This is a genomic window from Thermococcus sp. (assembly GCF_027012695.1).
Classification (GTDB): domain Archaea; phylum Methanobacteriota_B; class Thermococci; order Thermococcales; family Thermococcaceae; genus Thermococcus.
On record NZ_JALUYR010000143.1, the window covers coordinates 1 to 25,988 of the forward strand.

The following is a 25,988-nucleotide window of genomic DNA, read 5'->3' on the forward strand; positions in this document are numbered from 1 at the left end:
GTTGCAATAAGACTCTAGAAGAATTGAAACTGCTCATTATCCTTGAGGTCTCCACGATTATCGTTGTGTTGCAATAAGACTCTAGGAGAATTGAAAGTCTCGTTGTAGCGACTGACAATCATGCGAACCCTCACGTTGCAATAAGACTCCAGGAGAATTGAAAGCTCCAGGGTAATGGCGTTCAGCGTGAAGTCATGATGAAGGGTGAGTTATCTTGAGGGGGTGGAGATGGAACGTCCCCCCGCAATAAGACTCGGAGAGAATTGAAACGCAGGAGCCGTAGTAAGTCTCTGGTGAGTGGGCTGTAGGTCCCCATGGAAAATCAAAGATGAAAAAGCGTGTCCTGCGGGGATTGGGAGGGTTCATCCCTTATCTTTGAACAATCTCCTCAAATTCCTCTCGAAGGGCGGCCAGACAACGCCTTGATCAGTGATTATTCCTGTGAGGTACTTGTGCGGTGTCACGTCGAACGCTGGATTGTAGACGTCCACATCGGGGGCAATTTTGCAGCCGCCGCAGGTGAGGACCTCCTCCGGTTTCCTCTCCTCTATGGGTATCTCCTCTCCGCTCTTAAGGGAGAGGTCTATCGTCGAGAGCGGCGCTACCGTGAAGAAAGGTATCCCGTGTTCCCTCGCGAGCACCGCCAGGGTGTAAGTCCCTATCTTGTTGGCGAAGTCGCCGTTCGCTACAATCCTATCGGCGCCGACTATTATGGCATCTACCTTACCCTGCTGCATCACGAAGCCTGCCATGTTGTCGGTTATCAGCTTGAGCGGAATTCCATCGTAGTGGTACTCCCAGGCGCTCAACCTAGCACCCTGGAGGACGGGCCTCGTCTCGTCCACCCAGAGGAGCTTAAGCGTTCCATCCTTGTGCATTACCCTCAGAACGGCCCCAACAGTCCCGAGCTGGACTGTTGCTAAGCTTCCAGCGTTGCAGTGGGTTAGAACGTTCCCCTCCGGTAAAACTTCAGCGCCGTAGTGTCCCATCCTGAGGTTTGCCTCCACATCTTCGTCCGCTATCTTCCGGGCCTCGCTCACGATGAGGCGCTTTATCTCCTCCAGCGGGCTCTCAAGGTGCTCTTCGACAAGCTTCTTAATCCTGTTGAGCGCCCAGAAGAGGTTCACAGCGGTCGGTCTCGTGTTCTTAAGCCTGTCGTAAGCGGAGTAAAAGCCCTCCATGAACTCGTCCTTCGTTTTAGCTTTCGTTGTGTCCGCGTAGAGTGCCAGACCGAAGGCGGCTGCCGCTCCGATTGCCGGCGCACCGCGGACCTTCATCATGACTATCGCATCTGCCACCTCGTCAACGGTCGTCAGCTCTATCGTCCTGAACTCCCAGGGAAGGAGCGTCTGATCGATCATGATGACCCTTCCGGGTTTATAGCCCACGGTTCTGGGCAGTCTCGTGAGTTCCTCCGGCTTGTACCTCAACTCCACGGTCATCACCTCAGGGGGTATACTGGAGGAACTTAAAACCGTTCTGCTGGCGCAAACCTTCGGGCGCTAAAAGGAAAGGCCCAGTCCCTCTGCGTCCCCACAATGTTGATCGGCGGAACGTGAAGGTCCGCGTGGGGAATGATCCAACCGGTGGATCCGCCGATCCCGTTTGGAGTGTGGGCGGTAAGACTTCCTGCTTCCCGGGGATGCGATGATATGGAAGCGCATCTTCAAAGGCGATGCCAACGTCTCCAGGTAAGGCCTTTCCGAACCCTTGAAGCGATTTCCCGGGATTGAATCCTCAAATTGAATCCTCAATTAGTTTATTGCTGTCGCCTGTATGCATCGATCACATCTCTGCCCAAAGGGTTAAATGTCTCCAGCTAAACTTTCTCCGGTGAGCCGGATGGTGCTGAGAATATTCATAACGGGTCCGCCGGGAGTCGGGAAGACGACGCTTGTCGAGAGGGTCGCCAGGGAAGTTGATCGCTGGGGTTACCTCGTGGGTGGAATGATAACCCGGGAGGTCAGGAAGAACGGGAAAAGGATCGGTTTTAGGGTAATTGCCCTCGATACCGGGGAGGAGGGAACGCTCGCGAGTCTCCGCGGGACCTCTTACCTACCAGGAGTTCCCTTCGGGAAGTACGTCCTTCACGTGGACGAGCTCGAACGGGTGGGAGTTTCCGCAATAAGAAGGGCTATCCTCGAGGCGGATCTGGTTGTCATAGACGAGATCGGCCCCATGGAGTACAGGAGCCGGGAGTTTGTAAGGGCCGTTGGAGAGGCCTTAAGGTCTGAAAAACCCCTCCTTGCCGTGGTTCACAGGAAGATGGTTGACAGGTTCAGACCCCTTGGGAGGACCTATACCCTCAGTCCTGAGAACCGAAACCGGGTTTTTGCCGAGGTTTTAGACGCTATTATGGGGGAGCTGAGGGGCTAGGGACTGAGGCCGTCCTTGCAGTTCTCACAGACCCACTTCTCCTGTCCTCCGATGTAAACCCTGTAGAGGGGTCCGTACTGGCCGCACACTTCGCAGATACCGTAGACCTCGGCCTCCTCCTCGGCTTCTTCTTCGCTCTCACTGTTGTAGGCGTTCAGGGCAGCCAGAAGGTCCGCCGCCGTAACGAAGCCTATGGGCCTCCCGAGCCGGGTAACGAGGAGCCTCCGAACTCCCCTCTCCATCATCCTGTCTATCGCGTCCTGGACGTCGTAGTCGTCCTCGATGGTTATGGGATTCATTGTCATTACCTCCTCAACCCTGACGGTCTTGGGGTCCCTTCCTCTCGCGACTACTTTGTCTAGTATGTCCCTGTCAGTTATTATACCCACGATCTCGTCGTCCATCACAACCACGGCGCTTCCAGCCCTGTTTTTCGAGAGTATCCGGGCCACTCTGTGAACGGTGTCGTCCGGCCTGACTATCACTGCCTTCCTCTTAACCACCTGTCCCACCGCTATCCTGGGTCCCATTTTACCACCCCTGGGGAGAGGTTGGTAGGGAAACTTAAAAAATTTTCCTCACGGGCGGCGTTTTAGAACGTGAAAAACCAGGAGAGACGTTAAGAAGAACGCCGCAACGACCAGACCGATTATCAAGGCTGCGGAATGTGTCAGCTCGCCTCCTGGGGGTTGAAGAATAACTCCGGTACTTGTGTTGGTAGCCTTCGGCGCGAGTGCTCTTTCCGGGGCCGACATCACGGTGTAGTTGGTCCCCCGCGAAGGCTCCCCTGCCGGGGTCACGAGGATCCTCGCTATCCCGTAAACTCCCGCCGCAACAAGTCCGGCCAGTCCGAGACTTATGATGTGAAGTCTATCAATGCCCGCCAGTGTCTTTTTCTTGACCACTGCGGCTTTCTTCCTGGGGAGCAGCAGAATCGGTCGGTTGGAGGCGCGGTACAGCTTCACCTCCTGCAGTCTCTTCCCGTACTTCTTGCCCGCGATCTCCACGAGTCCAACGTTGAGCATCCTTTCTATGTGGTACGACACTGTGGAGATGGGTAAGTTCAGTTCCTTGGAGATTTCGCTTATCGAAAGTGCCCTGTCCTCTAGAAGGTGGAGGATGGCTATCGCCTTGTCATTGACCAGAATCTGCGCAAGCTCCTTCGCCTTCCCATCGTGGATGTCAATGGTCTCGTAGTCCAAGCGCGCCACCGGAAGAAACTATGAGGGAATTATATTAAAAGTTTTCATCGTTCCAATGGGGTTTGAAGCCTTCCGAAGTAAAAGGAAAGGGGTCAGATTCACGGCTTCTCGAGAATGATCTCAATGGTCGAGGTGTTGGCGGTCCTGCCGTCGGCGGTCGGAAGCTCCTCGGTGCCGATCCTGATCTCCTTGACCCTGACCTCTGGAAGGAACCTGTTCCTGACGATCTCGGCGACATCAACGGCCCTGCTGATGGCCCTACCGCGAGCCTTGATGCTGACCTCCTTGGCACCCTCGTTGAACTGGGTGATAACGGCCAGGACGTAGTTCATAACCGGCTTCTTTCCGATGTAGACGACGTGCTCCTCAGCCATTTCTGGCACCTCCGGAAGTTTTGTCGTTAGCCTATCACGGAAAGGTGGTTAAATATTTTTCGGTCACTCGGATTCCCCGTCGAACTTCGAGAGCTCCTTTCTGAGGATTCTTTCCAGAGCACTCTCACCGAGCTTCTGTATGTTCTCGTCCTTCGAGATAAGGGCCATCACGAGCAGGGGTCCCACCTCGTCCAGGAGTTCGGGAACGTTCTCCTTCAGATCCTTCAGCACGCTCAGGGCGTAGGGTATCTCCTCGGGCATCCCCCTGATGGTGTGCCAGTAGTAGTACTCCGCGACCTGTGATGGTATGTTCACGTCCATCACAATATCAACCAGGTTGAGGCTGTACTCCTGCACGGTGGAGGCGACTATTGACTTAACCTTCTCCATCATTTCGTCGGCCCTGTCAAAGATCTCGTCCAGCGTGTAGGACTTTGCCACCTCCTTTATGTCCCACTGAATACGCTCCACAATTCCCTCCTGCAGTTCAGCGTCACTCTCTATTCCCCTGGCCCACAGCTTCGTTACGAAAGAGGTTATGTTCGCAACGGAGAGGGTTACCTTCTTGAGGTGCACCGTGATAGTGGCGTTCTTGTCCTTCAACCTGACCGGAATCCGCTTACCAGTGATCAGATCGACGGGGTTTTTGTTGATGTAGACAACGCCGATAATTTCTCCCTCTTTACCCACGGCTTCCCCCCCGATGGAGGTGAGGTTATAGGGAATGTGGGACATCCGTGGTTCCAGTATGTCCTTGATCACTATTCCATTGGTTCCATATGTGTAAAGGACAGGAGTGAGGTAGTGGGTCGTCCTGAGAACTGTTTTTGGGGTAACTATCATAAGTTCCTCGTCCTGAGGCAGTTCCTGGGGCGATAAATCCGAACCCTGGGTGACCCACTTGGCTCGAGGTCTGACAATAATCCTGTTCCTGTCCCTCGTGCCTGGCTCTATCAGAGAGACGTATCTGGGGGGACTTCCTCCGCCCAGGATGGCCATCGTATCACCTCCTTACCGACCTGAACTCCTCAATCCAGCGTTTGGCATCGGGGAGTATATGGGAATCCCCCTCAACTGTAAAGTCCCTTTTGATGTAGAAGGTGGCGTTGCCGATCCGTATTGCCCTGGACACCGGGTCGTGGTAGAGGGGTGAGATCCCCTTCTCCGAGTATAGAAACATGACAAACTCCTTGAACTCCTGGGGAGAGAGCAGTTCCTCGTGATACCTGCTTTCTTTCGCCCTCTTCATCACAGCCGTGATGTCGCTTATAATGTCGTTGGGGGTATCCCAGGGGAGTTTGAAGTAAACCTTTCGAACGATTCCCTCCGTCGTTTCATAGTGTATCATAAGCCTTTTGCTTTTCCTCAATCCAAAGAGAGCCTTTTCCTCAGTAATGTTCAGGGAAAGCAACTTCTCGTAAGGCACCATGAAATAGTAAGTTTCACCGCGATGCTTACTCCCCATGAACGCGACCCGGTAGTTGGTATATACCAGCTTTCCGTGGAGTATCCCCTCGGGTACGTTGTAGGCTCCGCTTATTGGTGTCACTCGGGAAACTTCCCCAACTATTGTCTCTTTAGGCAGGGGTATCATTACCTCTCGTATCATATTGCCTCCCCCGTTAGTGTATATTACTCATTTATTTATGGTTTTCGGTTTTGTAGTCCCTGCGTTAGGGTCCTCTGCATATGTTGAGGATTGTTTTTGTTTGTATTTTAAGTTTTAATAACACTAAAATTTCACAAATGAGTAATGTTATAACATGCTTATATAAATAAAGATTTTGCTTTTGGGGTTGTATATAACACAATCACTAGTTTTTAGTTTGTTATTTGAAATAATAAAGCAGCTTCTTACAAATGCAAAAATAATATTTTATAGCATACAAATCGTAGAAATCGATATTTGTTAACTATCTTGTGTTGTAACAAAGGGATGTTCAGCCTCCACGCATTGGCTCCTGCACACAAGTATACAGGAGAATTGGATATAAGGTACATTATATCTAATTTTAACGTACTTAGTCGACCATTCTAGGGGGCCTCATTAAAATACCCACATGGAGAGTAGCTGGAAGCATGCTCATGCATGTGGCGTGCCTGATTGAGACGATACCCATAGGAGATGGCCAAAATTAATTTTCCCAAGGCCATTCTCTCCCCTGACGGGGGTTTCAGCGTGTGACCGTCAATAGCTGCATGTTTCTTGTGCCTTATTCCGGTAAGCTAAGGCCTTCAGAACGCCCCTTCTTGCCGGTGACTGCTATACGGTGAGATTTATAGAACGCCCCGGTAAGTATGGGATAATGCTTCCTTCTACAGAGGATTTGATAAACACAGGTTCTTCAAATGTCTGGGTTTCCATAACTTCTGATATACAGCGCCGCATCCTCTCATGCCTGCCCTTGGTGACCACCTTTGGTTGTAATCCATTTTTGGCCTGTATGATCGGGGGTCTATGAGCAGATTATCTGTTCCTCTCGGCATCCTCTTGATGGTCCGCCTCAAAGGTCACCTAGATGTCTATCTGCATACATTCTAACGAGGATTTATCTTTAGATATAGTAAGTTTTTTGGACTTCCTACTTATTTAAAAAGTATTTTTATTTTTATGTACACTATTGAAATTATATTGAACGCTAGCATGTTAATATTTAAACTTTTATTTATAGTCATATTTTAACGTTTTACTTTATTGCCTAAATAACGTTCTCACTTAGTCAAACCTCACCCAAAAATTTGAGGGATAAAATCCCACACAGAATTAGGGTTCCCTAAAAATTAGCTGCAAACCACAGCGGCTTTAATCATCTAAAGAACTGCTATTGATGTAGAATTCTGAAATTAAAGCAATCATTCTCCTTCTTCAGTCATTTCCTTGGGGACTTCATTGCCCTGAGGAAGGATTATGAGCTCCCTGCCCTCAACGATCATCTGGGCCACTTTTTTCCTGGCGGAGCTGAGTGCCCTCCAAACAGTGCCCCTTGAGACGCCCATTCTCTTTCCTGCCTCCTCCTGAGTCAAACCCTCGTAATCGACGAGTCTGAGAGCCTCAAACTCCTCGTACGTCATGAAAATCGGAGGTTTTGGCGGGCTAACCGGGGGCAGTGCCGGATAGAAGTGTCTAACCCGGGGGATGAACCCTATCATCCTCATCTTCCTTCTTCTGCCCCTTCCGCGGCCCCATCCCTGTCCCATTCCCCTTGGCATGGCTATCGGATATCCTAAGGTGGCCCCACTTTATAGGTTTTCCCCTGTCTTTTGCCTTCACGAATCCGCCCAGTAACGGTTATAACCCCTCCACCCCAAGTTAACCCGGTGAGAAAGATGGCGTTTAAAATCTCCGAGAGAAAGATAGGCTGGCACAAGGACTTTGACAGCTCACACTTCCTCACCTTGCCCTACGAGAGTAAGTGCCTCCGCCTGCATGGCCACACCTACAACGTTGACGTCGAGATATGGGGCGAGCTGAACGAGAACGGTATGATCTTCGACTTTAATCACCTCAGCAACCTTGTGAAACTCCTCGACCACCGAATTCTGGTGAGCGAGGACTGGGTGGCAGAGAGGAGGGAAGGAAGGCTCACCATAGAGAAGAACGGCAAGAGAATAGAACTCCCCGAGAGTGAGGCGGTTGTTCTTGACAAGCCCAACGTCACGGCGGAGTACATTGCCGAGTGGTTCGCCGGCAGAATAGCGGAGAAAGCAGGGGGCAACGTGAGGAAGATAAGGGTTAAAATCTGGGAGGACCCGAGGAGCTACGCCGAGGTAACGCTCGAGAGGTAATTCCTCAGCAGCCCTTCTCCCTCTTTTCTGGTATCTCTCCCTCAATGCCGCATTTCTCATAGAGGGATTTCAGCATTTCCCCGGTCTTCTCTTTAAGTTTCCTGAAGTACTCCTCCTTGAACGTCTCCTCGGCTTCTATGGTCAGGAGGTAGGCGGTTTTCATGTACGCTATTCCCATATCACAGTCGCTCTTCTCGGCTATTTTCTCTGCGATATCAACGATGTATCCGATGAAGGAGTGGAGGATCCTGAGATAGTCGTTCACGAAGCCGTTCTCGTTGAGCCATCCCTTCAGGGTCAGGAAGAGCTTGAATGCGGGAACCTCGACGCTCTCGTCGTTGAAGCGGCGGTATCTGATGAGAAGGTACTGGAAGACCGAGATCAAAAACCTGCCAACATCCTTCTTTCCGCCGCCGGCCGATACCACAAACTCTTCGAACTCCTTAAGTCCCGACTTCCCCGCGTTGGCGAACGCTTCCAGCAGCTCCCTGTATGGGGTGGAGTAGCTCGAGAAGTCAACCTCTTCAAGCTCCGGTATCTCCGGAAAAACCCGGGTAATTGCATTGTCTGAGTCCATTCTTCCACCCAAACCGTTAAATCTGGGGGTGTTTATTAGCTTTGAGGTGGGATTGTGGAGTTCAAACCTGGCAGGGTCTTTCTTCTCCGGGTTCCGGAGGGGGAGGATCTGGTGAGCTTTGTAAACGGCTTTGCGGAAGGAAGGGGTATAAACACGGCCATCGTCAAGGGGATAGGGTCGCTCAGGAATCCGGTTCTGGGGTACTACTCAGAGGAGATCAGGAACTACAAGCGAATCGAACTCATGGGAATGTTTGAACTCGTTTCGTTGCTCGGTAACGTCAGCCTGAGGGATGGCAGACCCTTTGCCCATCTGCACGCCACCCTGGGCAACGCGAACGGGGATGCCTTTGGAGGGCATCTCATCAGGGGCGAGGTCTTCGTCGCTGAGATCTATATCCAGGAACTCCTTGGAAAGCCGCTCGTCAGGAAGGACCGGGGGAAGAACCTAAGCCTCTGGGACGAGGAGCACGTTTGAATCTCATTTTTATTTTTTACAGAAGATCTCGTAGTGCTGGACGTACTTCTCCTTCTCCAGCAGAAACTCGTCGTCTTCGGGATAGTATTTGGCCAGCTCCGGGTTCTCGCCGGCGAACCTTTTGATGGCCTCCCACGAGTCCCAGATGGTCACCAGGAGGAAGTGGGTCTCCTTTTCCTCATCCCTTCTCGTGAAGTAGAGCTTCAAAAGCCCATCAACGGAACTGTAGTCGGGAACGGCCCTCTCTATCAGAAAGCGCTCATAGGCGTTGGCTTTCTCCCTTGGAACGCGGCCGTGCCAGAGCCTCATAATCGCCACGGTATCACCCCTGGAGGTTTTTTGTCCTTGGGAAAATAAAAGTTTTAAGAGAATCAGAACACCGAGTTAAGCCTTCCTCCATCCACGGGAATCATGGCACCGTTTATGTAGCTTCCCAGCTCGCTTGAGAGGAATGCCACGAGGTAGCCTATCTCCTCGGGCTCTCCGAGACGTCCGAGGGGTATAGGCTTCGCGTACTCCTGAAGGGCCTCCTCAACGGTCTTCCCTTCCCTTTGGGCCCTGTCCTTGGCCAGCTGTATCATCCTGTCTGTTCTTATTATGCCCGGCATTATCCCGTTGACGGTTATCCCTTTCGGCCCGAGCTCCTTTGCCAGAGTCCTAACGAGACCGGCCATCGAAATCCTGACCACGTTGCTGAGGGCTATGTTCGGGATCGGCTCCTTTATGGCCACGCTCGTGGAGTAGATTATCCTGCCGAAGCCCTTCCTCTCCATCGCCGGAACGAGGGCCTTTGTCAGGTAGACCGCGGGGTAAAGGAGTAGCCTAACGGCGCCTTCCCAGTCTTCCATGTCCATCTCCATAAAGTAGCCCGGCCTTGGCCCGCCGGTGGAGAAGAAGAATATATCCGGCTCGCCTATGTTTTCGAGCTCCCTCACCGTTTTCTCAAGGTCTCCGCGCTTTGTAAGGTCTGCAACTATGTAGTGAACCTCAACGTCGCTCTCCCTTCTTATTCTCTCCTTCGCCTTCCTCAGGTTCTCCTCGCTTCTGGAGAGGAGGATAACGTCTGCTCCCGCCTTGGCTAAAACCCGCGCGACGCCGAAGCCTATGCCCTTGCTCGAAGCGGTTGTGAAGGCCAGCTTCCCGGAGAGGTCTATTCCTATCATGAGAACCACCACAGGAAGTTGTCATGAGGAATAAAAACATTTACTGGTCCTTTCTGGCCGGGTTAAAAGGAGGGCATGGATTTCACGTTAGATATGCGAAGGTTTTAGTCCCTTACAGTGGAATGAAACAGTGGTGCGGCATAATCCCCGGAAGATGTGCTCCGGTGAAAATGGAAAAATGCGATCTTACTCCGTTACCATCCTCTTCTTCCGCGTCCATAGCCGCCACCGCGGCCCCTTCCTCTACCCATACCATGACCCATTCCTGGACCATGGCCTGCTCCGTATCCCCCGGGAACTCCTTCCGGGCTTGAAAGCTCACCCCTAAGAAACGCCTCAACCGCCTCGCGGACGGTCATGGTTGCAGGTGCCGAGACCATTTTTATGCCCGCTGCCTGGAGAACGCCGTAGGCATTTGGCCCGAATTCCCCGGATATTACCACGTCCGCGCCGTGGTCAATCACGAACTGCGCCGCGGTGACTCCCGCACCTCTGGCTTGGGAGTATCCCGGATTCGGGAGCACCTGAACGTTGATTATCTCCCCGTTCTCAACGTCCACTATCGTGAAGGTTGGGGTCCTCCCAAAGGACGGGTTCACCCTGTCGTCGAGGCCTCCGTTAACCGTTGACACGATTATCCTCATCAAACCACCTCCATGGGAGTTGGGGAAACCGAAGTTAAAAAAGTTTGCATAAGCTCAAAATGGTTCAAACCAAATTCCTGGGTTGGATCTCAGGAATGCCCTCAGTACGAGCAGAATCACCAGACCAAGTGCATACGGCAGGGCAACGAGGAACAGCTTGAACAGGAAGTACAGTATTCCGAGCAGGATTAACAGGTCAAGAATCCCGTAAAAGCCTCCGAAGGGATAAGCTCTCCTGCCGTAATAACCCCCTCTCCCATAACCTCTACCCATTCCGCGTGGCATGTCAATGCCTCCAGAAATTAAAGGAAAGGCCTCACCACCAGCCGTAGAACCAGCGGAGGGCCCTTCTGCCCGGCTGACCGGGCTCTGGACAGTAACCGAGCCTGGCTCCCCAGCCTCTTCCTCTGCCCCATCCTCCACCGCGTCTCCATCCGCGACCCCAGCCCCTGCCCCAACCGGGGCCGAAGCCGTAGGCCGGGTACGGTGGGTAGGCGGGTGCAGTCGGGTACGGGCCGTAGGCTGGCATTGGAGTTGCTGGAGCCGTTGGCGGGACTGCCTGAGGACCCGGTACTGTGAACTGCCCGGCCGTTCCACTGACAACGGCCTTTATGGCCTCCTCAACTGGAGTTCCCGGCGAGACCTGATAGAGCTTTATCCCCGCCGCCTGTATGGCTCCAAGGGCGTTCGGGCCGACCTGCGGAGCTATTATCGCTTCAACGCCTTCGTTGATGAGCGTCTGAACCGCCATTGGTCCGGCTCCGCCCCCCGCCGCCGAAGCTGGATTCTGGATGATCTTCTCGCTGATCACGTTGCCGTTCTCGTCTACTTCGACTATGTAGAACGCGGGCGCGCGGGCGAACACCGGTGCAACGGTATCGTTAAGCCCTCCACCGTTGGTGGGTATCGCGATCTTCATACGCATCACCTCCGATATTTTGTGCATATGCACAGGATTTAAACTTTTCGAATGGGCAAAGGTTTTATTGTGAGCGGATAAAGTTCGATGGGTGTTTGGTATGGCCGATATTGACGAATCCATACTAAAGGACCTCAAAAGGTTGAGGGAGCTCAGCCCCTTCGAGTTCAAGGAACTTCTCATAAAGCTCGCGAGCAGGAACTCAGAGAGGATGATGCTCAACGCCGGCAGGGGAAACCCGAACTTTCTGGCGTTAGAGCCGAGGTACGCTTATCTCCAGCTTGGAAAGTTTGCAATAGCCGAATCCGAGAGGCACTTTGGCTATATGGGTGACCTCATAGGGGGGCACTGCGAGAAGGACGGCATAGAGGCGCGCTTTGAAATATTCATAAGAAACCACTGGAACGAGAGGGGGACGAGGTTTCTCAACTCGGCTGTAAGCTACGTGAGGGACTATCTCGGACTTTCCGCCGGGGATTTCCTCTATGAGGTGGTGCAGGGTTATCTCGGCTGTGAATACCCGACCCCGCCGAGAATGCTCCCCCTGGCGGAGAAGATAGTCGTTAGGTACCTCCTGAAGGAGATGGGGGCAGGCTACGACCTCGGTTATGCAATAGTTGATGAAACCCAGCTCTTCGCGGTTGAGGGCGGAACCGGGGCAATGGCCTATCTCTTCGAGTCCCTCAAGGCCAACCATATCCTCAATCCGGGAGATAGGATAGCGATAGCCGTTCCGATATTCAGCCCCTACCTTGAGATACCAAAACTCGACCAGTACCGGCTTGAGATAGTTGAAGTTAAGGCATCGCCGGAACTTGGCTACCAGATACCCGATGAGGAACTTGAGAAGCTCAGAGATCCGGAGATAAAGGCCTTCTTCCTCGTCAATCCCGGCAATCCAACAGCGGTGAAGCTCGAGGATCGGGTTCTCGAAAAGCTCAGGGAGATAGTCGAGAACGAGAGGGAAGACCTAATCATTATCACCGATGATGTCTACGCGACCTTTGCAGATAACTTCAAGTCGGTCTACTCCATTCTCCCACACAACACGATACTTGTCTATTCCTTCTCCAAATACTTTGGAGCAACCGGCTGGAGGCTCGGCGTTATAGCCATCCACAGGGACAATGTCGTTGATAGACTAATCGCCGAACTTCCGGAGGAGGTCCAGGAGGAGCTGGACAGGAGGTATGCCCTCATAACTCCCAATCCCAGGGAGCTGAAGTTCATAGAAAGGCTCGTCGCCGACAGCAGGAACGTGGCTTTGAGACACACCGCTGGACTCTCGACACCCCAGCAGGTTCAGATGGTGCTCTTTGCACTCTACGGCCTGATGGACGAGGAGGAAACCTACAAGAAAGCCGTAAAGAGAATCCTCAGGCGCCGTTACAGGGCGCTGTACAGGGGAATGGGACTTGAACCGGTTGAGAACCCGAACTACACCTACTACTACACCCTCCTCGACATGGAGGAGCTGAGCGAAAGGCTCTATGGAAAGGAGTTTTCCCGCTGGTTTATGGAGAACTTCCCGCCGGAGGAGTTCATAATACGGCTTGCCAAAGAGGCAGGGGTTGTCCTTTTACCAGGTAAAGGCTTCGAGGTTCCTCATCCTTCCGCGAGGGTCTCGCTGGCTAATCTCAGGGAGGTGGACTACCTCACCATAGGCAGGACCATAAGGAAAATCCTTGACGAGTACTACGAGGAGTTCCGGAAGAAGGGTGAGGTGAATGCCCAAGGTTGAGCCCTTTGAGAAGCACCGGGAAAGGTACGAAAGCTGGTTCGAGAGGCACCGCTATGCCTACCTGTCGGAGCTTGAGGCGGTGAGGAGGCTTTTGCCGAAGGAAGGCAAAGGTGCAGAGATAGGCGTTGGAACCGGTCGCTTTGCAGCTCCTTTAGGCATAAAGCTCGGCGTCGAGCCTTCGAAGGCGATGGCGGAAATAGCTAAAAAAAGGGGCATTGAGGTCATCGAAGGCGTTGCGGAAAACCTCCCCTTCCCCGATGAGAGCCTCGACTATCTTTTGATGGTCACAACGATATGCTTCGTCGACGACCCTGAGAGGGCTTTAAGAGAGGCCTACCGTGTGCTAAAACCCGGAGGAGCTTTGATAATAGGCTTCGTCGACAAAAACAGCCCGATAGGGAAGTATTATGAAGAGCACAAAGAGGAGAGCGTCTTTTACCGCGACGCGAGGTTCTTCTCGACGGAGGAACTCCTTGAGCTTCTAAAAAAGGTCGGCTTCAGAAAGTTCGAGATAGTCCAGACACTTTTCCATCGGCTGGACGAGATAAAGGAAATCGAACCCGTCAAGCCCGGCTACGGCGAGGGGAGCTTCGTGGTTATAAAGGCCGTGAAGTGATAGCTGTGCTGCTGACCAAGATAAAGAGAAAAGCCCTAAAACTCGCCAGTGGCCTTGAGCTGGTGGATTTCGGCTTTGCCTTACCCTACACATGGGTTTTACTCAAAGGGCCGGAGGGAAGGGCACTTGGCGTTGCCATGACCCTGCCGGAGGAAGTGCAGAGATACAGGAACTCGATAAGCGAACCTTCACTCAATGCCTTCATCGAGAGGGCCGACAGCCTGAACGTCATCGAGAGAACCTTAGGACTGGCTGCAATAAACGCGGTTTCACAGTATCACATAGACCTGAGCGACGCTGAATTTACCGATGTGCTCGAACTCCTGCCCGAAAACGCTGGCAAAGTGGCCCTAATAGGCAACATGCCGCCCCTTGCCAAAGCGCTCCGAGGGAGGGGCTTTGAGGTCTTCATCTTTGAGCGAAACCCAAAGCTCTGGGACAAAGACACCTACAGCGACGCTCTGGAATACCACCTTCTCCCCGAGATGGACACGGTGGTAGCGAGCGCCAGCTGTTTGGCCAACGGAACCATAGACCTCCTTCTGGATAGGGCGAAGAAAGCTGAGCTCTTCGTCCTCACAGGCCCAACGGGCCAGCTTTTGCCGGAGTTTCTCAGGGGAACGGGCATTACTCACCTGGCATCAATGAAGGTAATTGAGGTCGAGCGGGCACTTTTGGGGTTGAAGCTTGGAAGTTTCAGGGGTTTTGAGGAGGGCAACAGAAAGTACGTGGTGAGAGTTGAATGAAACTCACAATCCTCAACGACAACACCCCGGCAAAGGGCCTCATCAACGACTGGGGCTGGAGCGTTCTGGTTGAGAGCAAGTATCGCTTCCTCTTCGATGCCGACACGAGGGGAGAGGTTTTAGCCCATAACTCAAAGGTTCTTGGGGCTTCACTGAGAAACCTCGACTTCGCGGTTTTAAGCCACTGGCACTACGACCACTACGGCGGTTTTCCGTTGATTGCCCGGCTCAATCCGGGTCTGAGGCTCTACGCACCGCCTGGCGGATGGATAGAGGGGCTGAGCGTTTTTGAAGTCATTGACGCTGGAAGAATAGCCGATGGAATATGGACTTCTGGGGCTCTGGAGGGTTTCGAGCACGCCGTTGGCGTTGAGACTCCCTCTGGGTTGGTAATCATAGTCGGCTGTTCCCATCCGGGCGTTGACAGGCTCACCGAGGCCCTCCTGAAGGTTTCGGGCTATGAGAGGGCCTATCTCGTAATAGGTGGCTTCCATTATCCGTCGCGTAGAACCCTCGATAAACTTGCTAAAACTGCCGAGTTCATAGCCCCGGCCCACTGCTCCGGTGATGAGGCGAAGGCCTACGTGAGGAAAAACTACCCGGAAAAGTTCGTTGGAGTGAAAACTGGAACAATAATCGAGGTGTGATTCCGAGGAATTCAGCCAGCAGTTTGAAAAACGCCGTCTTTCGCCCGTTTGGCGTTATGAAGCGGTGAAGAACGAGTTCCTCCCGGATTCTATCGTTTCTTAACTCCTCTGGGAGCTCGTTGAAACTCCTGGCCTTTGTCAGGGCCCTAACAACGTCCCATCCGCCGGGAAGGAGGGAGTTAAAGTAGTCCCTAAGCCAGTGTTCATCAATTGAGCGGAGGAAAAGCTCCCCGGCCCGCGAAAGCCTGTAGTAGGTGTGGTGCTTGTGCACCTCAAAGGCCTTTTTGAACCTCGCCCTGCTCCGCTTTATCGCGCTTCCCGAGTCCCTTTCGATAAGACCTACCTCGATAAGGTCTTTTATCGCGCCCTCGATGAGGGGAAGCTCTAGCTCGCTCATCTTCGCCATCATCTTAGCGTAATCAACACCGGCCTTCTTGAGGTGAGCCAGAACATAGAGATGACCAGGAAGGAGTTCAAGGCCTTGGAACGAAACGGGGCGTTCTTTTCGCGTATCTCCTCCACTCATCGCCGAACCTCCTTTCGAGGGCTCTCTCCTCCTCACCTATAAATGCCAAAACCGAGAGCCAGTAGATAACCGGAAGGAAGAGCATGAAGCCACCTACCACCAGGGAAAAGCCCGGGATGATTAGAAAGCCCCAGATGGAGTATATTGGATGCCTAACCCTTGAGTAACAGCCCTTAGTCAAAAGCTCTCCCCTTGAGTAGGCCCTCGAAACCTGGAGGTAGCAGACGAGCCACAGAAAAAGGCCCGAGAGGAGTAAAACAAGTCCCGGTAGAGGGAAAGAGATGCCCGGCCTGAGCCTTGAATTCAGGTAAAGCGCAAAGAGAGCATATAAACCTGAAAAAAGGCCGACCTTTGGCTCAATCCCCCAGAACCTCATGGTTATTCCTCTATCGGGGGTTTCTCGGCTTTCTTGGCCTGAACCTGCTCCCAGAGTTCATCGAAGTTCTCAAGGAGCCTCTGGAGGGCGAGCTTTAGATCTCTCGTCCTCGTAAAGAAGGCCACCTTGTTGGTCTTGTCCCTTATTCTCAAAAAGTTCGGCCCCATTCTGAAAGCCGCTAAAACGTCAACGTCCAAAAGCTGGCTCACAACTGCCTTGAACTTCCTCGGGTCGCCGTGGCCTTCATCGTGCTCTTCTTCAAAGTCTTTGGCTTTGTTCGGCCTCTTTTCCAGGAGTTTAACGCTCCCGTCTTCACAGACCTCGTAGATGGCAAAGAACTCCGAGTCGCCGTAGTGAGCATCTATGAGGTGTTCATCGTCCTCCATTCCAAAGGCAACCTTCAGGCATCTCATATCAACCACCGTTAAAACCTCTGCGGGAGCTTTAAAAAGATTTAGAGAAACCTAACTAAAGGTCTATGTCCTCGAACCACTGTTCGAGCAGGTCCTCGGGTATCTCATCCTCCTCGACCTGCTCCTGCATGAACCGCCACATCTCCAGGTGTCTCTCGAGTATCTCCGCGTGCTCCGCACTTATATCGGCCAGCCAGCGGAAGAGCCTTCTTGACCTCTCGTCCTTCGCCTTCATTGAGAGTTCCCTGTACAGGGCTTCGCTCGCCCTTTCCGCTTCTATCGCAAGGCGGTAGTAGTCCTCAACGGTTGCGTCCGGATCCTCTATGGCCTTTTCGAGGAAACTGAGTGCCGTCTCGACGTCTTTAATGGCTCTCAGATTTCCCACGTCAGCCCTGATCTTCTCGAGCAGCCTGGCGTTTCTCTCGGAGTGACTTGCGAGCAATCTGAGATCATCTTTAAAGTCCCGGGGTACGAGCTTCTCTATGGCCCTGTAGAGAATTGCCTTCTTCCTCTCCAGTTCCACCACGCGCCTCATCTTCGTCACCGGGTTTTAGTAACGAGGAGTAAACTTAAACTTTTCGCTGTGTGCTTATGCACAAAACTTTTAACCGGTTTTAGGTTTTCCGAACCCGGGGGTGAAAAATTGCGGATAGCTGTAAGCGGCGGTAAAGGAGGTACCGGAAAATCAACCGTCGCGGTAAACCTCGCCGTTGCGCTTAGAAAACTCGGTGCCCGGCTTACGATGGCCGATCTGGACGTGGAGACACCTAACGACCATCTTCTCCTCGGGATCGAGCTGGCCGTCGGGGAACCGGTGAACCAGTTTATGCCGAAGTTCGACTACTCGAAGTGCACCAAGTGCAGGAAATGTGCCGAGGCCTGCGAGGAGCACGCCATTATAACGCTAAGGGACGGGACGCCCTTTCTCATGCCGAACCTCTGTTCCGGTTGCAGGGCCTGTGAGATAGTCTGTCCCGTGCCCGGGGCCATACTGGAGGATTACCGGGTAGTGGGGCATATCCACATCACCCCAACCCCCTACGGCTTCACACTGGTCACCGGCGTCCTTCGGGAGGGAGAGGAGAGGGCCCTGCCCCTGGTGGTCGAGGCAAAGCGACGGGCCATTCGGATCCAGAGGGAAGAGGGAGGCTTACTCCTCATTGACACGGCCGCGGGAACAGGGAACACCGTTGCCAAGGCGGTGGAGTTTTCCGATCTACTCATAGCGGTTACCGAGCCGACCCCACCGGGTGTACACGACACGAAACTAATCCTCGAACTTGGAAGGCTGATGGGAATTCCTACCTGGATCGTGATAAACAGGGCCGACCTCGGAGAGAGGGGGAGGGTTTACGAGTTGGCTAAAAAGTATGACGCTGAGGTCGTTGCCGAGATACCCTACAGCGAGAACATCGTGAGGAGCTATGTTGGGGGAAGGCCGATAGTCCTGACGGACTATCCGGAGGCGAAGATCTTTGAAGAACTCGCCGGAAAGGTTCTCTCATTCCTAGGGGGTGGTGGGTGATGCAGATAGCAATAGCGAGCGGCAAGGGCGGCGTCGGGAAGAGCAGCATAACGGCTTCACTCCTCTACCTCCTGAAGGACGATTACCGCTTTGTGGCTGTGGATGCCGATGCGGAGGCTCCAAACCTCGGCCTGCTCCTCGGCGTTGAGGAATGGGAAGAGGAAAGGGAGCACATAGGGGCTAAGGTAGCACGCATAAGTACGGAGAACTGCATAAGGTGCGGCATCTGCTATGAGCGCTGCCCCTACGAGAGCATCTACGTTGATGCCAACGGCAGCTACGTGGTCAACGAGCTGACCTGTGAGGGCTGCAACGTCTGCGGCCTGGTCTGTCCCGTGAGGGGTACGATTACCCTCGAGACGGTTCGCTCCGGTGTTATAAGGAAGGCAACAACCAAGTACGGCTTTCCTATAATCTCGGCCCAGCTCGATGTTGGAAGGCCGGAGAGCGGCAAGCTCGTTACGGAGGAGAAGGAGTGGGCGAAGAAGGTGATGGATGAGTTAAACCTGGAGCACATGATAGTTGACTCCGCGGCTGGAATCGGCTGTCAGGTTATAGCAAGCTTAGGGGGAGCCGATGTTGCGATACTCATAGCCGAGCCAACGCCCGCTTCCCTCTCCGACGTTCGGAGGGCCTACAAAATCGTCCAGCACTTCAGGGAGCCTGCTTACCTGATAATCAACAAGGCCGACCTGAACCCGGGCTTTACCGCTTTAAAAGAGTGGGCTGAAAGCGAGGGGATTCCGATACTCGGTGAGGTACCCTACGACCGCGCCATTCCGGAGAGCATGGTTCTAATGAAGCCGGTGGTTGAGGCCTTTCCGGATTCAAGGGCAGCTAAAGCCATCAGGAAAATAGCAGGGGGGATGAGGGAGATACTTGGCTGACCTTTCCCCTTTCATAACCTAAACCTTAAAAGCCCCGGCTCCAAGTTCCTTTGGTGGTGGAAAATGGCTGAATCAACGGAGCAGATTGAGAGGCTTGCTTACGAGTACCAGCTCCTCCAGGCCCAGGCCCAGCTCCTGGCCCAGAACCTTGAGCTCCTCACCCTTGGAAAGAACGAGTTCCAGGCCGTCAAGGAAACCCTTGAGGGTCTCAGGGAGGTCGAGGATGAGAAGCCGGAAATACTCGTGCCAATTGGAGCGGGCTCTTTTCTCAAGGGCATGGTGGTGGACAGGGAGAACGCCATAGTGAGCGTCGGTGCCGGATACGCCGTTGAGAAGAACCTCGACGATGCAATAGCTTACCTCGATGCCCGGATAAGGGAGTACGAGGAAGCAATAGGGAAGACGCAGGAGGCTCTCAAAAAGCTCGAGGCCCAGCTCGGCGAACTCGCCCGGAAGGTTCAGGAGCTCCAGGCCGGGGAGATGGGAGTGGGCACCAGGAAGTAACCCTACTTATTTTTGCTGACTGAGTCTCAAAAATGAGGGGGTAACGTTTTAAGTTTTTCCTTTCCAATTTCCCCTGGATGAGGAAGTTAAGACTACTATCCACTGCCCTCGCAGTTCTGATCCTCGTTGCGACCCTTGGGTTAGCCGTGCCCAGCATCAACGTTGAGGTGCAGGGGATTGGGGCAGGAAAGAGTCCCCTTCAGCCCGTTGTATGCCTGGCCGGTTTCTACTTTCACTTCACAACGCCCTACGGGGTTAAGCTGGAGTTCGCGAACCCCTTACTCCCCGGGAGCACCGTCTATGTGGTTCTCAGGGATTACGCCGGAAATCTAATAGCTTCCAACCACACCACTTTAAGCAGTGAGTTGGCACCCAACACACCGATACTCATAGGTTTCACCCTGGAGGAGCTTGACAACGCTAGTATACCTAGAACCTCCGTAATCGTCGTTGATGGTATGGGCAACATGATATACAACGGCACTATTGGTGTCGCCGTCCAAAAGCTGAGCTCGGGCAGATGGAATGGGGAACTTGCCCAGCCAATCAATATAACGTATACCGGTACGGAACCCCTCTCCAACTGGCCCGTTAAGATAGTCCTGTCTGACGATAACCCCCAGAATCCATACGGCCCGGGGGATTGGTACATAAATTGGACTTTCTTGGGGGAGCACCTTGACACAATACATTTTGTGGACAGTGGGGGTAACCTCCTCTACTACTGGATTGAGATAATAAACACGACCGACCACTATGCAGTCATCTGGGTGAACGTAACGAACATCCCGCCCGGTGGAACCACGATATGGATGATATACGGGGCCGGGAACTTCTCGAGCTACAACAACGGGCATAAGGTGTTCTGGTTCTTTGATGATCCCTCTGAATACGGCTCCGTAACCGGAGGAGGATGGGAATGGATTAATGCCAGCAACCAGGGAGTACGGATTATAAGGACTAACTTCGTTGATGGCCGAGAGGTGGCGGTGTTAGACAAGTTTCAGTACAGGGACAGGGAGGATGGTATTAAAAAAGAAACAGGGGTCTCGGTTGATACCTCCAACGTATCCTTTGTTCTGGAGTATTGGGACTATAGGGAAAGTAGGGTGAGGGGTACTGCGGATAGAGCGGGGGTGGTAAACCCCGGTGGAAATGGATACGGAGGACTTGTTCGAGCTATCGGCGATCCGACCCTGACCAAGATAGCGATTGATGAGCGAAAAAACTGGGTGGGTACCTCAATTGCCGTCAATTTTAGCGTGGATCCCGTCTCCAAAACATGGTATCTCCTTAGACTGAAGTTCCTCAACAGCACGGAGGACAACATCAATCTAGAAATCTTCAACGAGACGGGATATCTTACCACTCCAGATGCACCGATGGGCACCGTATCGGCCAACAGGACATTCAATTTCACCCCCTTCTACGTCTATGTCCGCGGTGGATCGGAGTACTACGTTACGTACATCAGAATCCGCCCGTACATAAATCCCGAACCAACGGCTCAGGTTGACGAATGGTACCGCTATCTAAGCTCCCATCCAGCGTGCAATAATCGGGGATACTCCGAACCCTCCCGCCCGATTGAGATTTTAGTTCCCGTTCTGGTCGACAACAGAAACAACCCGCAGCTCGACAACTACGTGGTTAACTTCTCCGTTCCGGAGGGCTACTTCTCCTCGGGCTGGAAGTACTTCTACGTAACGGACGAGAACGGGAACTACCTATACTTCTGGAACTTCACTGACAAGTACCGCGGAAAGGTGTACTTTTGGGTAAACTACACCATCCCATCCTACTCAAGTAGCACAATTTACCTCCACATCGTCAACGAGCCTACCATTGCATACGACGGCTCCACGAGTTATCACAACCCGGACAGAGTGTTCTGGTACTTCAATGACACCCTGGGAAACATCTCTGGGGGAGAATACAGGGTATTGAACTTTAATCCCGCAGTTCTGGGGAGCACATACCAGGGATACGTAGTGGATACATTCATGAGGCCAGTTCATGTAAACGATAGTTATTATGGCCCCTACTTGTATGTAATGAACGACGGGGCTTATTATTACTTTGTCGCAATGTACAACCTGTCAAATACCCTAGGTGTGAATGAGGTGGGGGTAAGTACCTACCGAATTCAAGCTCAGAATATAGTTGATAATTTGACAAAGGTTAATCCACGCCTGCACAATCTATTTTCTTTAGTTGTGTATCTAACAAGTTATGGGTTGGGGGCACATTATTACGTTTATGCAAACTCATATTACCAGGGCGATTCTGATTCCAATGCAATTGGCCCAACGCTTGATACTCCTGTCCTGGGACAGTCTACCGGTATGTCCAGTTATAGATGGCTGGGCATAAGGCCCTACCACAATCCAGCACCCACAATAACCGTTGAAAGTCCAAGATTAGCCGGACCCTAATCCCGAGTACCACTCCACCGTCTTCTTCAGCCCCTCCTCCAGTGACCACTCCGGCTCGAAGCCGAGCTTTCTTATCTCACTTATATCCGCCAAACTGTGCCTTATGTCGCCGGGCCTAGGTTTGTCAAAGACTATCGAGCTTGTAGTTCCGGTTATCTCGATTATTTTCATTGCCAGCTCGAGAATCGTTGTCTGCTTTCCGGTAGCGACGTTGAACACCCGCCCGTTCGCCCTTCTACTCTCGGCAACGAGGAGGTTGGCCTTAACCACGTCCTTCACGTAGATGAAATCCCTCGTCTGCTTTCCGTCGCCGAAGATAACCAGCGGCTCGTTCTTCAAAGCGCGGTTGATGAAGATGCTTATCACTCCGGCGTACTGGTTAAAGCCCTGCCTCGGGCCGAAGACGTTGAAGTAGCGGAGTGCCACAACCGGCAGGCCGTAAAGCTCGTGGAAGACCCTCAGATACTCCTCGCCTGTGGCCTTCGTGACGCCGTACGGGGAAAGAGGTTTCGGCTTTTCTGTTTCTTTGAGCGGTAGGTTCGGGTTGTCGCCGTAGACCGCCGCAGAAGATGCGAACACGAGCTTTCCGTGCCCCTCGAGGAGGGCTTTAAGGATGTTGAGCGTTCCCAAAACGTTGACCTCCTCGGTGAAAACTGGATCGCGAACGCTCTCAACCACGCTCACCTGGGCGGCCTCGTGGAAAACGTAATCGGCGTTGCTTATCAGGTCGGCTATCGCATCGTAGTCTCTTATGTCTGCCTTCACCAGCTTTGCCCCGGGCGGGACGTTCTCCACCTTGCCCGTGTGGAGGTTGTCGATCACGATTACCTCGTTGTCCTTAACGAGTTCCCATGCAATGTGCGAGCCTATGAACCCCGCTCCCCCAGTAACAACCACGAGCTTGTTTCTCATTTTCCCACCGGGCAAACTTCTCAAGGGGGATTTTAACCTTTTGGCGTTTCCTCACGGTGCTATGTGCGAGCAACATCGGAATGGACCAGGAGCCACTCCACTATAGTTCTGTGAAACTCCTCGCCCCACTCGGGGTCTTCAAAGATCTCGTGGTAGGCTCCCTGGAACTCCCTCAGGGTTTTGTCCCCTACCTTAAGCTCCTCGAAGAACCTCCTCGAGCCTTCTGGCGGGGTTATTATGTCCCCCGTTCCGACCAGGAGAAGAACCGGGACTTTTATTCTTCCCACTTCCCCCTGCGCCCGCTCCATGTTCTCGAAGATGCTCCTCCCGAGCTTTGCCGAAATCCTGTCGTGGACCAGCGGGTCTTCCACGTAGGCCTTAACCGCTTCCGGATTCCGGGAGAGGAGTTCTGGCTTTATGCGGTTGGAAAGGGTCAGGCCCGGCGCGATCCTTCCAAGGAACTTCGCGAGGGCGACCATGAAGACCGGCGTTTCTGGGCTTTTCTCTAAAGCCGGCGAAGAAGCGATTACACCCCTAATCCGCTCCGGCCTCGTCTCGGCGTACCTTATGACCGTTAAACCCCCAAGGCTGTGGCCGAAGAGGAAGGGTTTTTCACCGATTTCTTCGATGATTGAGTCTATTATTTTCATAGCTTCCTCAATGCTGGAGTGGCCCCTCCTGCCGGGGCTCTTTCCGTGGCCGGGCCAGTCGAAGGTGTAGACTGCAAAGCCAGCCTCGTTAAGCATTTTTATCAGCCGTTCATAGCGACCGTTGTGCTCGCCGAGGCCGTGCACAAGAACAACCCAGCCGCGCTCTGGCCGTCCAAACTTGGCTTTGTAAACCTCCACGATCAAACCCTCCAGTCAGGGCCTCCTGGGGGAGTATCCCGTTGGCTAGATGTTGGGGGAAACAGGGGGATCAGGAGGAAAAGGGGCTCTCCTTTATCTCCCTGTTGACGAACTCAACGATTTTCCTCACGTCCTCCTCTATTGTTTCGGGCTCCGGCTTCATCAGGACATAGAAAACGTTGGTCTTGGGGGTTAAAGCGACGTGCTTGATGTTGTGGGGCTTTGACATGCTCTCAACGAGCGATTTGAGTTTCTCCACGTCCCGTTTCTTCTCGTAGAGGGCCTCATATGTCTTTCCGGCGATTTCAACGTACTCCCTCTGGAGGAGGGGCTCGTTCTCGATGTCCGGTTTGAGCCTGTAGTAACCCTTCTGGATGAGATGGGCCTCCCTCCTTATGTCCGCGAAGGGTCTGACGACCATGTAGAGTTTGTCGTGCCTGCTGGTGAGGAGGGCTATCGGGAAGTAGAGGAGGCTGTGTCTGGGGAGGAGTGTGAGTGTGTACTCGAACTTCCGTATGTTGTCCCGGTTGACCTTGTACTCGGCGCGAAAGCCGATGTATCCGCCGAGCCAGGTGTATGTCTCGTCTTCGGGCTTTATCACGTCCTTCACGGCCCGTATGTAATGCTGCATAAGGAGGAGGTTGAGCCGTCTGCCCTTGAAGTACTGAAGGGTCGATATCCCAGCCACGAAGATTATGATCGCCATCAACAGCTGGTTGTCCATCTCACTCATCCTCCGGATAGTATCTCTGAAGGCTCCTCGCGTCGAGTATTTCAACCTTTCCCAGGTCTTCGAGAACCGCCACCGCGTCCCGTACTATCCTCATCCGCACGGGCCACGTCAGTGCATCCATGAAGGGCCCCCTGGCCGTCCGGGAAAGGTCCAGGTAAACCCTAATCCCGTCCTCATCCCCCGTTACCGCGATGACCATCCCTAGATCCACGATACTCTCCCCGGTTACGGGCTCCCGAACCCGCCTGAGTCTCTCGACGATCTCCTCAGTCCCCAAGTATCATTCCCCCGATTCTCCTGAGCCACTCAATGCCCCTGGGCTCTTCGGCGAACATGGGGATCTTAACAACGTCCAATCCCGGGAATTCCTCTTTAAGGCGCTTCAGCACCTCCATCTGGGCCCTGAGCCTTATCTTCAGCTCCGGCACTTCCGCGGAAACTTCAATGACCTTGTTAATGACAATGAGTCTGAAGGGGATCCTGAACCTCTTGAGGGTATCCCGTATCCGAATGGTCTCGTAGAGGGGCAGGGCCTCCGGGTTCATGACCGCTATCACGCTCGTCTTTTCGGGATCCGTTATGACCCTCTCCACGAACTCGATCTCTTTACGATACCGTTTGAGCTCCTTCATGACTTCATCCTTTTCCTCCTCCGTGGGTAGCTCCACCTCCTCGTCACCCACCCGGAACCGCAGGGGGCCCTTTATGTTGGATACGGCCGCCCTCTTCTCCAGGATCTTCCGCCTTATCTCGATGAGCTTGTCGGTCCAGATCAGGGAGATCTTTGGAAGGGCCAGCACGCGCAGGGTCAGTCCGGTGGGGGGTGTGTCAAAGACTATAACGTCCCATTCGTCACCGTCCTCCAGAATCTCCCTTATGGCCTCGAGGGTCGCGTACTCCTCTATCCCGGGGGAGTACTTCAGGACTTCAAAGTACTTCTCGAGGTTTATCACGGTCAGATAGCGGTAGGTATGTTTGAGGGTCTTCTCCAGGTGCTCAAGATAGCCCCGTATGAGCTTTTCCATGTCGAGTTCGCTGGCGTAGAGGTTTTCCAGGATCTTCTTTGGTTTATCCCCCAGTTTCGTTCTGAAGACGTCCCCCAGGTTGTGGGCCGGATCGAGGGACACAACGAGGGTTTTATATCCTCTCTCCGCCAGTGCAACGGAGATGGACGCCGATGTGGTCGTCTTTCCGACCCCTCCCTTTCCGAGCACGAAAACTACGCGATAACCCTTTTTTGGCAGCAGATACTCTCTCATGGGAATCACCTTCAGGTGATGTCAAAGAGACCCGCCAGCTCGCCGAGTATGTCGTCCATCTCTTCCGCCCGCCTCTGCATGACGTAGAGCTCCCTCGTCATGAGGGGGAGCAGTCTCATAGTGAGGGTGGACGGCGGACTGGGGAGCCCAACGAAGGAGCCCATCAGCAGAAGGGCAAAGACGTTCTCCAGTTCCCTGAGTTCGAACTCGATATACTCCGTGGACTGCTCTCTAAGGGACTCCTCCACACCGCGCAGAAAACTCCTGATGTCCTCAAGGATTCTTTTCACCATGCAAACCCC

The 25,988-nt window shown here is 53.2% G+C and carries 34 protein-coding genes; 11 read left to right on the plus strand and 23 right to left on the minus strand.

Features of this window, described 5'->3' with window-relative positions:
* Positions 1-362: 362 nt before the first annotated feature.
* Entirely contained in the window at positions 363-1,436 is a 1,074-nt protein-coding gene (mtnA, locus tag MV985_RS09385; RefSeq protein WP_297465701.1) for an S-methyl-5-thioribose-1-phosphate isomerase, read from the minus strand.
* 406 nt (positions 1,437-1,842) lie between these two features.
* On the opposite strand from mtnA, the gene MV985_RS09390 reads away from it, so the two are divergent.
* Positions 1,843-2,376 (plus strand): NTPase, encoded by a 534-nt coding sequence (locus MV985_RS09390; protein WP_297465704.1) that lies wholly within the window; start codon positions 1,843-1,845, stop codon positions 2,374-2,376.
* Here MV985_RS09390 and MV985_RS09395 read toward each other — a convergent pair.
* The 6 genes from MV985_RS09395 to MV985_RS09420 form a co-directional block, all read right to left on the minus strand.
* Positions 2,373-2,906, minus strand: a complete 534-nt coding sequence (locus tag MV985_RS09395; RefSeq protein WP_297465650.1) for a CBS domain-containing protein — start codon at positions 2,904-2,906, stop codon at positions 2,373-2,375. The genes MV985_RS09390 and MV985_RS09395 overlap by 4 nt on opposite strands.
* A 48-nt stretch (positions 2,907-2,954) precedes the next feature.
* Positions 2,955-3,587, minus strand: coding sequence for a winged helix-turn-helix domain-containing protein (locus tag MV985_RS09400; RefSeq protein WP_366085404.1), 633 nt, complete (start codon positions 3,585-3,587; stop codon positions 2,955-2,957).
* Positions 3,588-3,676: 89 nt separating this feature from the next.
* Positions 3,677-3,952, minus strand: coding sequence for a DNA-binding protein Alba (albA, locus tag MV985_RS09405; RefSeq protein ID WP_297465652.1), 276 nt, complete (start codon positions 3,950-3,952; stop codon positions 3,677-3,679).
* A 63-nt stretch (positions 3,953-4,015) separates the two neighbouring features.
* On the minus strand, positions 4,016-4,951 hold the full coding sequence (locus MV985_RS09410; RefSeq protein WP_297465653.1) for an SPFH domain-containing protein: 936 nt from the start codon (positions 4,949-4,951) through the stop codon (positions 4,016-4,018).
* 4 nt (positions 4,952-4,955) lie between these two features.
* Positions 4,956-5,561 carry a hypothetical protein gene (locus MV985_RS09415; protein WP_297465654.1) on the minus strand — a complete coding sequence of 202 codons (606 nt, stop codon included), beginning with the start codon at positions 5,559-5,561 and terminating at the stop codon, positions 4,956-4,958.
* 1,244 nt (positions 5,562-6,805) lie between these two features.
* Positions 6,806-7,162, minus strand: a complete 357-nt coding sequence (locus MV985_RS09420; protein WP_297465655.1) for a DUF134 domain-containing protein — start codon at positions 7,160-7,162, stop codon at positions 6,806-6,808.
* A gap of 117 nt (positions 7,163-7,279) precedes the next feature.
* Between MV985_RS09420 and MV985_RS09425 the strand changes: the two genes are divergently transcribed.
* Positions 7,280-7,738, plus strand: coding sequence for a 6-carboxytetrahydropterin synthase (locus MV985_RS09425; protein WP_297465709.1), 459 nt, complete (start codon positions 7,280-7,282; stop codon positions 7,736-7,738).
* 4 nt (positions 7,739-7,742) lie between these two features.
* Here the strand turns inward: MV985_RS09425 and MV985_RS09430 are convergent, their stop codons facing one another.
* Positions 7,743-8,315: a hypothetical protein gene (locus MV985_RS09430; RefSeq protein WP_297465656.1), complete on the minus strand. Its 573-nt coding sequence runs from the start codon at positions 8,313-8,315 to the stop codon at positions 7,743-7,745.
* A gap of 54 nt (positions 8,316-8,369) precedes the next feature.
* On the opposite strand from MV985_RS09430, the gene MV985_RS09435 reads away from it, so the two are divergent.
* Positions 8,370-8,792, plus strand: a complete 423-nt coding sequence (locus tag MV985_RS09435; RefSeq protein WP_297465658.1) for a PPC domain-containing DNA-binding protein — start codon at positions 8,370-8,372, stop codon at positions 8,790-8,792.
* Positions 8,793-8,801: 9 nt separating this feature from the next.
* Here the strand turns inward: MV985_RS09435 and MV985_RS09440 are convergent, their stop codons facing one another.
* From MV985_RS09440 to MV985_RS09460, 5 genes are all read right to left on the minus strand, one after another.
* Positions 8,802-9,101 (minus strand): antibiotic biosynthesis monooxygenase, encoded by a 300-nt coding sequence (locus tag MV985_RS09440; RefSeq protein WP_297465711.1) that lies wholly within the window; start codon positions 9,099-9,101, stop codon positions 8,802-8,804.
* A 62-nt stretch (positions 9,102-9,163) separates the two neighbouring features.
* Complete coding sequence (locus MV985_RS09445) at positions 9,164-9,955, minus strand: SDR family oxidoreductase (RefSeq protein ID WP_297465713.1); 792 nt, start codon at positions 9,953-9,955, stop codon at positions 9,164-9,166.
* Between the two features lie 194 nt (positions 9,956-10,149).
* Positions 10,150-10,599 carry a NifB/NifX family molybdenum-iron cluster-binding protein gene (locus MV985_RS09450; RefSeq protein ID WP_297465661.1) on the minus strand — a complete coding sequence of 150 codons (450 nt, stop codon included), beginning with the start codon at positions 10,597-10,599 and terminating at the stop codon, positions 10,150-10,152.
* 54 nt (positions 10,600-10,653) lie between these two features.
* Positions 10,654-10,884 carry a hypothetical protein gene (locus MV985_RS09455; RefSeq protein ID WP_297465663.1) on the minus strand — a complete coding sequence of 77 codons (231 nt, stop codon included), beginning with the start codon at positions 10,882-10,884 and terminating at the stop codon, positions 10,654-10,656.
* Between the two features lie 31 nt (positions 10,885-10,915).
* Complete coding sequence (locus MV985_RS09460) at positions 10,916-11,518, minus strand: NifB/NifX family molybdenum-iron cluster-binding protein (RefSeq protein ID WP_297465715.1); 603 nt, start codon at positions 11,516-11,518, stop codon at positions 10,916-10,918.
* Between the two features lie 100 nt (positions 11,519-11,618).
* Between MV985_RS09460 and MV985_RS09465 the strand changes: the two genes are divergently transcribed.
* From MV985_RS09465 to MV985_RS09480, 4 genes are read left to right on the plus strand one after another with little or no spacing between them, the layout of a single operon-like run.
* Positions 11,619-13,259: a bifunctional aspartate transaminase/aspartate 4-decarboxylase gene (locus MV985_RS09465; protein ID WP_297465717.1), complete on the plus strand. Its 1,641-nt coding sequence runs from the start codon at positions 11,619-11,621 to the stop codon at positions 13,257-13,259.
* Complete coding sequence (locus MV985_RS09470; protein ID WP_297465665.1) at positions 13,246-13,875, plus strand: class I SAM-dependent methyltransferase; 630 nt, start codon at positions 13,246-13,248, stop codon at positions 13,873-13,875. Before MV985_RS09465 ends, MV985_RS09470 begins: the two co-directional genes overlap by 14 nt.
* 5 nt (positions 13,876-13,880) lie before the next feature.
* Positions 13,881-14,621 (plus strand): DUF364 domain-containing protein, encoded by a 741-nt coding sequence (locus MV985_RS09475; protein ID WP_297465667.1) that lies wholly within the window; start codon positions 13,881-13,883, stop codon positions 14,619-14,621.
* Positions 14,618-15,268: an MBL fold metallo-hydrolase gene (locus MV985_RS09480; RefSeq protein WP_297465669.1), complete on the plus strand. Its 651-nt coding sequence runs from the start codon at positions 14,618-14,620 to the stop codon at positions 15,266-15,268. Before MV985_RS09475 ends, MV985_RS09480 begins: the two co-directional genes overlap by 4 nt.
* On the opposite strand, the gene MV985_RS09485 is transcribed toward MV985_RS09480, so the two are convergent.
* From MV985_RS09485 to MV985_RS09500, 4 genes are read right to left on the minus strand one after another with little or no spacing between them, the layout of a single operon-like run.
* Positions 15,162-15,794, minus strand: coding sequence for a DUF2250 domain-containing protein (locus tag MV985_RS09485; protein ID WP_297465671.1), 633 nt, complete (start codon positions 15,792-15,794; stop codon positions 15,162-15,164). The genes MV985_RS09480 and MV985_RS09485 overlap by 107 nt on opposite strands.
* Complete coding sequence (locus MV985_RS09490) at positions 15,742-16,170, minus strand: isoprenylcysteine carboxylmethyltransferase family protein (protein WP_297465673.1); 429 nt, start codon at positions 16,168-16,170, stop codon at positions 15,742-15,744. The genes MV985_RS09485 and MV985_RS09490 overlap by 53 nt, the downstream gene beginning before the upstream one ends.
* Positions 16,171-16,172: 2 nt before the next feature.
* On the minus strand, positions 16,173-16,583 hold the full coding sequence (locus MV985_RS09495; RefSeq protein WP_297465720.1) for a NifB/NifX family molybdenum-iron cluster-binding protein: 411 nt from the start codon (positions 16,581-16,583) through the stop codon (positions 16,173-16,175).
* Between the two features lie 55 nt (positions 16,584-16,638).
* A complete protein-coding gene (locus tag MV985_RS09500) occupies positions 16,639-17,118 on the minus strand; it encodes a ferritin family protein (RefSeq protein ID WP_297465722.1) in 480 nt (159 codons plus the stop codon).
* A gap of 108 nt (positions 17,119-17,226) precedes the next feature.
* On the opposite strand from MV985_RS09500, the gene MV985_RS09505 reads away from it, so the two are divergent.
* From MV985_RS09505 to MV985_RS09520, 4 genes are all read left to right on the plus strand, one after another.
* Positions 17,227-18,108, plus strand: coding sequence for an ATP-binding protein (locus MV985_RS09505; protein ID WP_297465675.1), 882 nt, complete (start codon positions 17,227-17,229; stop codon positions 18,106-18,108).
* A complete protein-coding gene (locus MV985_RS09510) occupies positions 18,108-18,995 on the plus strand; it encodes an ATP-binding protein (protein ID WP_297465677.1) in 888 nt (295 codons plus the stop codon). The genes MV985_RS09505 and MV985_RS09510 overlap by 1 nt, the downstream gene beginning before the upstream one ends.
* 63 nt (positions 18,996-19,058) lie before the next feature.
* The gene (gene pfdA, locus MV985_RS09515; RefSeq protein ID WP_297465679.1) at positions 19,059-19,499 is read left to right on the plus strand and encodes a prefoldin subunit alpha; all 441 of its coding nucleotides are present in this window, start codon (positions 19,059-19,061) and stop codon (positions 19,497-19,499) included.
* A 77-nt stretch (positions 19,500-19,576) separates the two neighbouring features.
* A complete protein-coding gene (locus MV985_RS09520; protein WP_297465681.1) occupies positions 19,577-21,934 on the plus strand; it encodes a DUF2341 domain-containing protein in 2,358 nt (785 codons plus the stop codon).
* Here the strand turns inward: MV985_RS09520 and MV985_RS09525 are convergent.
* The 6 genes from MV985_RS09525 to MV985_RS09550 form a co-directional block, all read right to left on the minus strand.
* Positions 21,920-22,846 carry an SDR family oxidoreductase gene (locus MV985_RS09525; protein ID WP_297465683.1) on the minus strand — a complete coding sequence of 309 codons (927 nt, stop codon included), beginning with the start codon at positions 22,844-22,846 and terminating at the stop codon, positions 21,920-21,922. The genes MV985_RS09520 and MV985_RS09525 overlap by 15 nt on opposite strands.
* A 59-nt stretch (positions 22,847-22,905) precedes the next feature.
* Positions 22,906-23,694 carry an alpha/beta hydrolase gene (locus tag MV985_RS09530; protein ID WP_297465685.1) on the minus strand — a complete coding sequence of 263 codons (789 nt, stop codon included), beginning with the start codon at positions 23,692-23,694 and terminating at the stop codon, positions 22,906-22,908.
* A gap of 70 nt (positions 23,695-23,764) precedes the next feature.
* Positions 23,765-24,418, minus strand: coding sequence for a hypothetical protein (locus tag MV985_RS09535; protein WP_297465724.1), 654 nt, complete (start codon positions 24,416-24,418; stop codon positions 23,765-23,767).
* 1 nt (position 24,419) lies between these two features.
* Positions 24,420-24,704 carry an iron-sulfur cluster assembly protein gene (locus MV985_RS09540; RefSeq protein WP_297465686.1) on the minus strand — a complete coding sequence of 95 codons (285 nt, stop codon included), beginning with the start codon at positions 24,702-24,704 and terminating at the stop codon, positions 24,420-24,422.
* Positions 24,694-25,686 (minus strand): ArsA family ATPase, encoded by a 993-nt coding sequence (locus MV985_RS09545; protein ID WP_297465687.1) that lies wholly within the window; start codon positions 25,684-25,686, stop codon positions 24,694-24,696. The genes MV985_RS09540 and MV985_RS09545 overlap by 11 nt, the downstream gene beginning before the upstream one ends.
* An 11-nt stretch (positions 25,687-25,697) precedes the next feature.
* Entirely contained in the window at positions 25,698-25,979 is a 282-nt protein-coding gene (locus MV985_RS09550; RefSeq protein WP_297465688.1) for a hypothetical protein, read from the minus strand.
* Between the last annotated feature and the right edge of the window lie 9 nt (positions 25,980-25,988).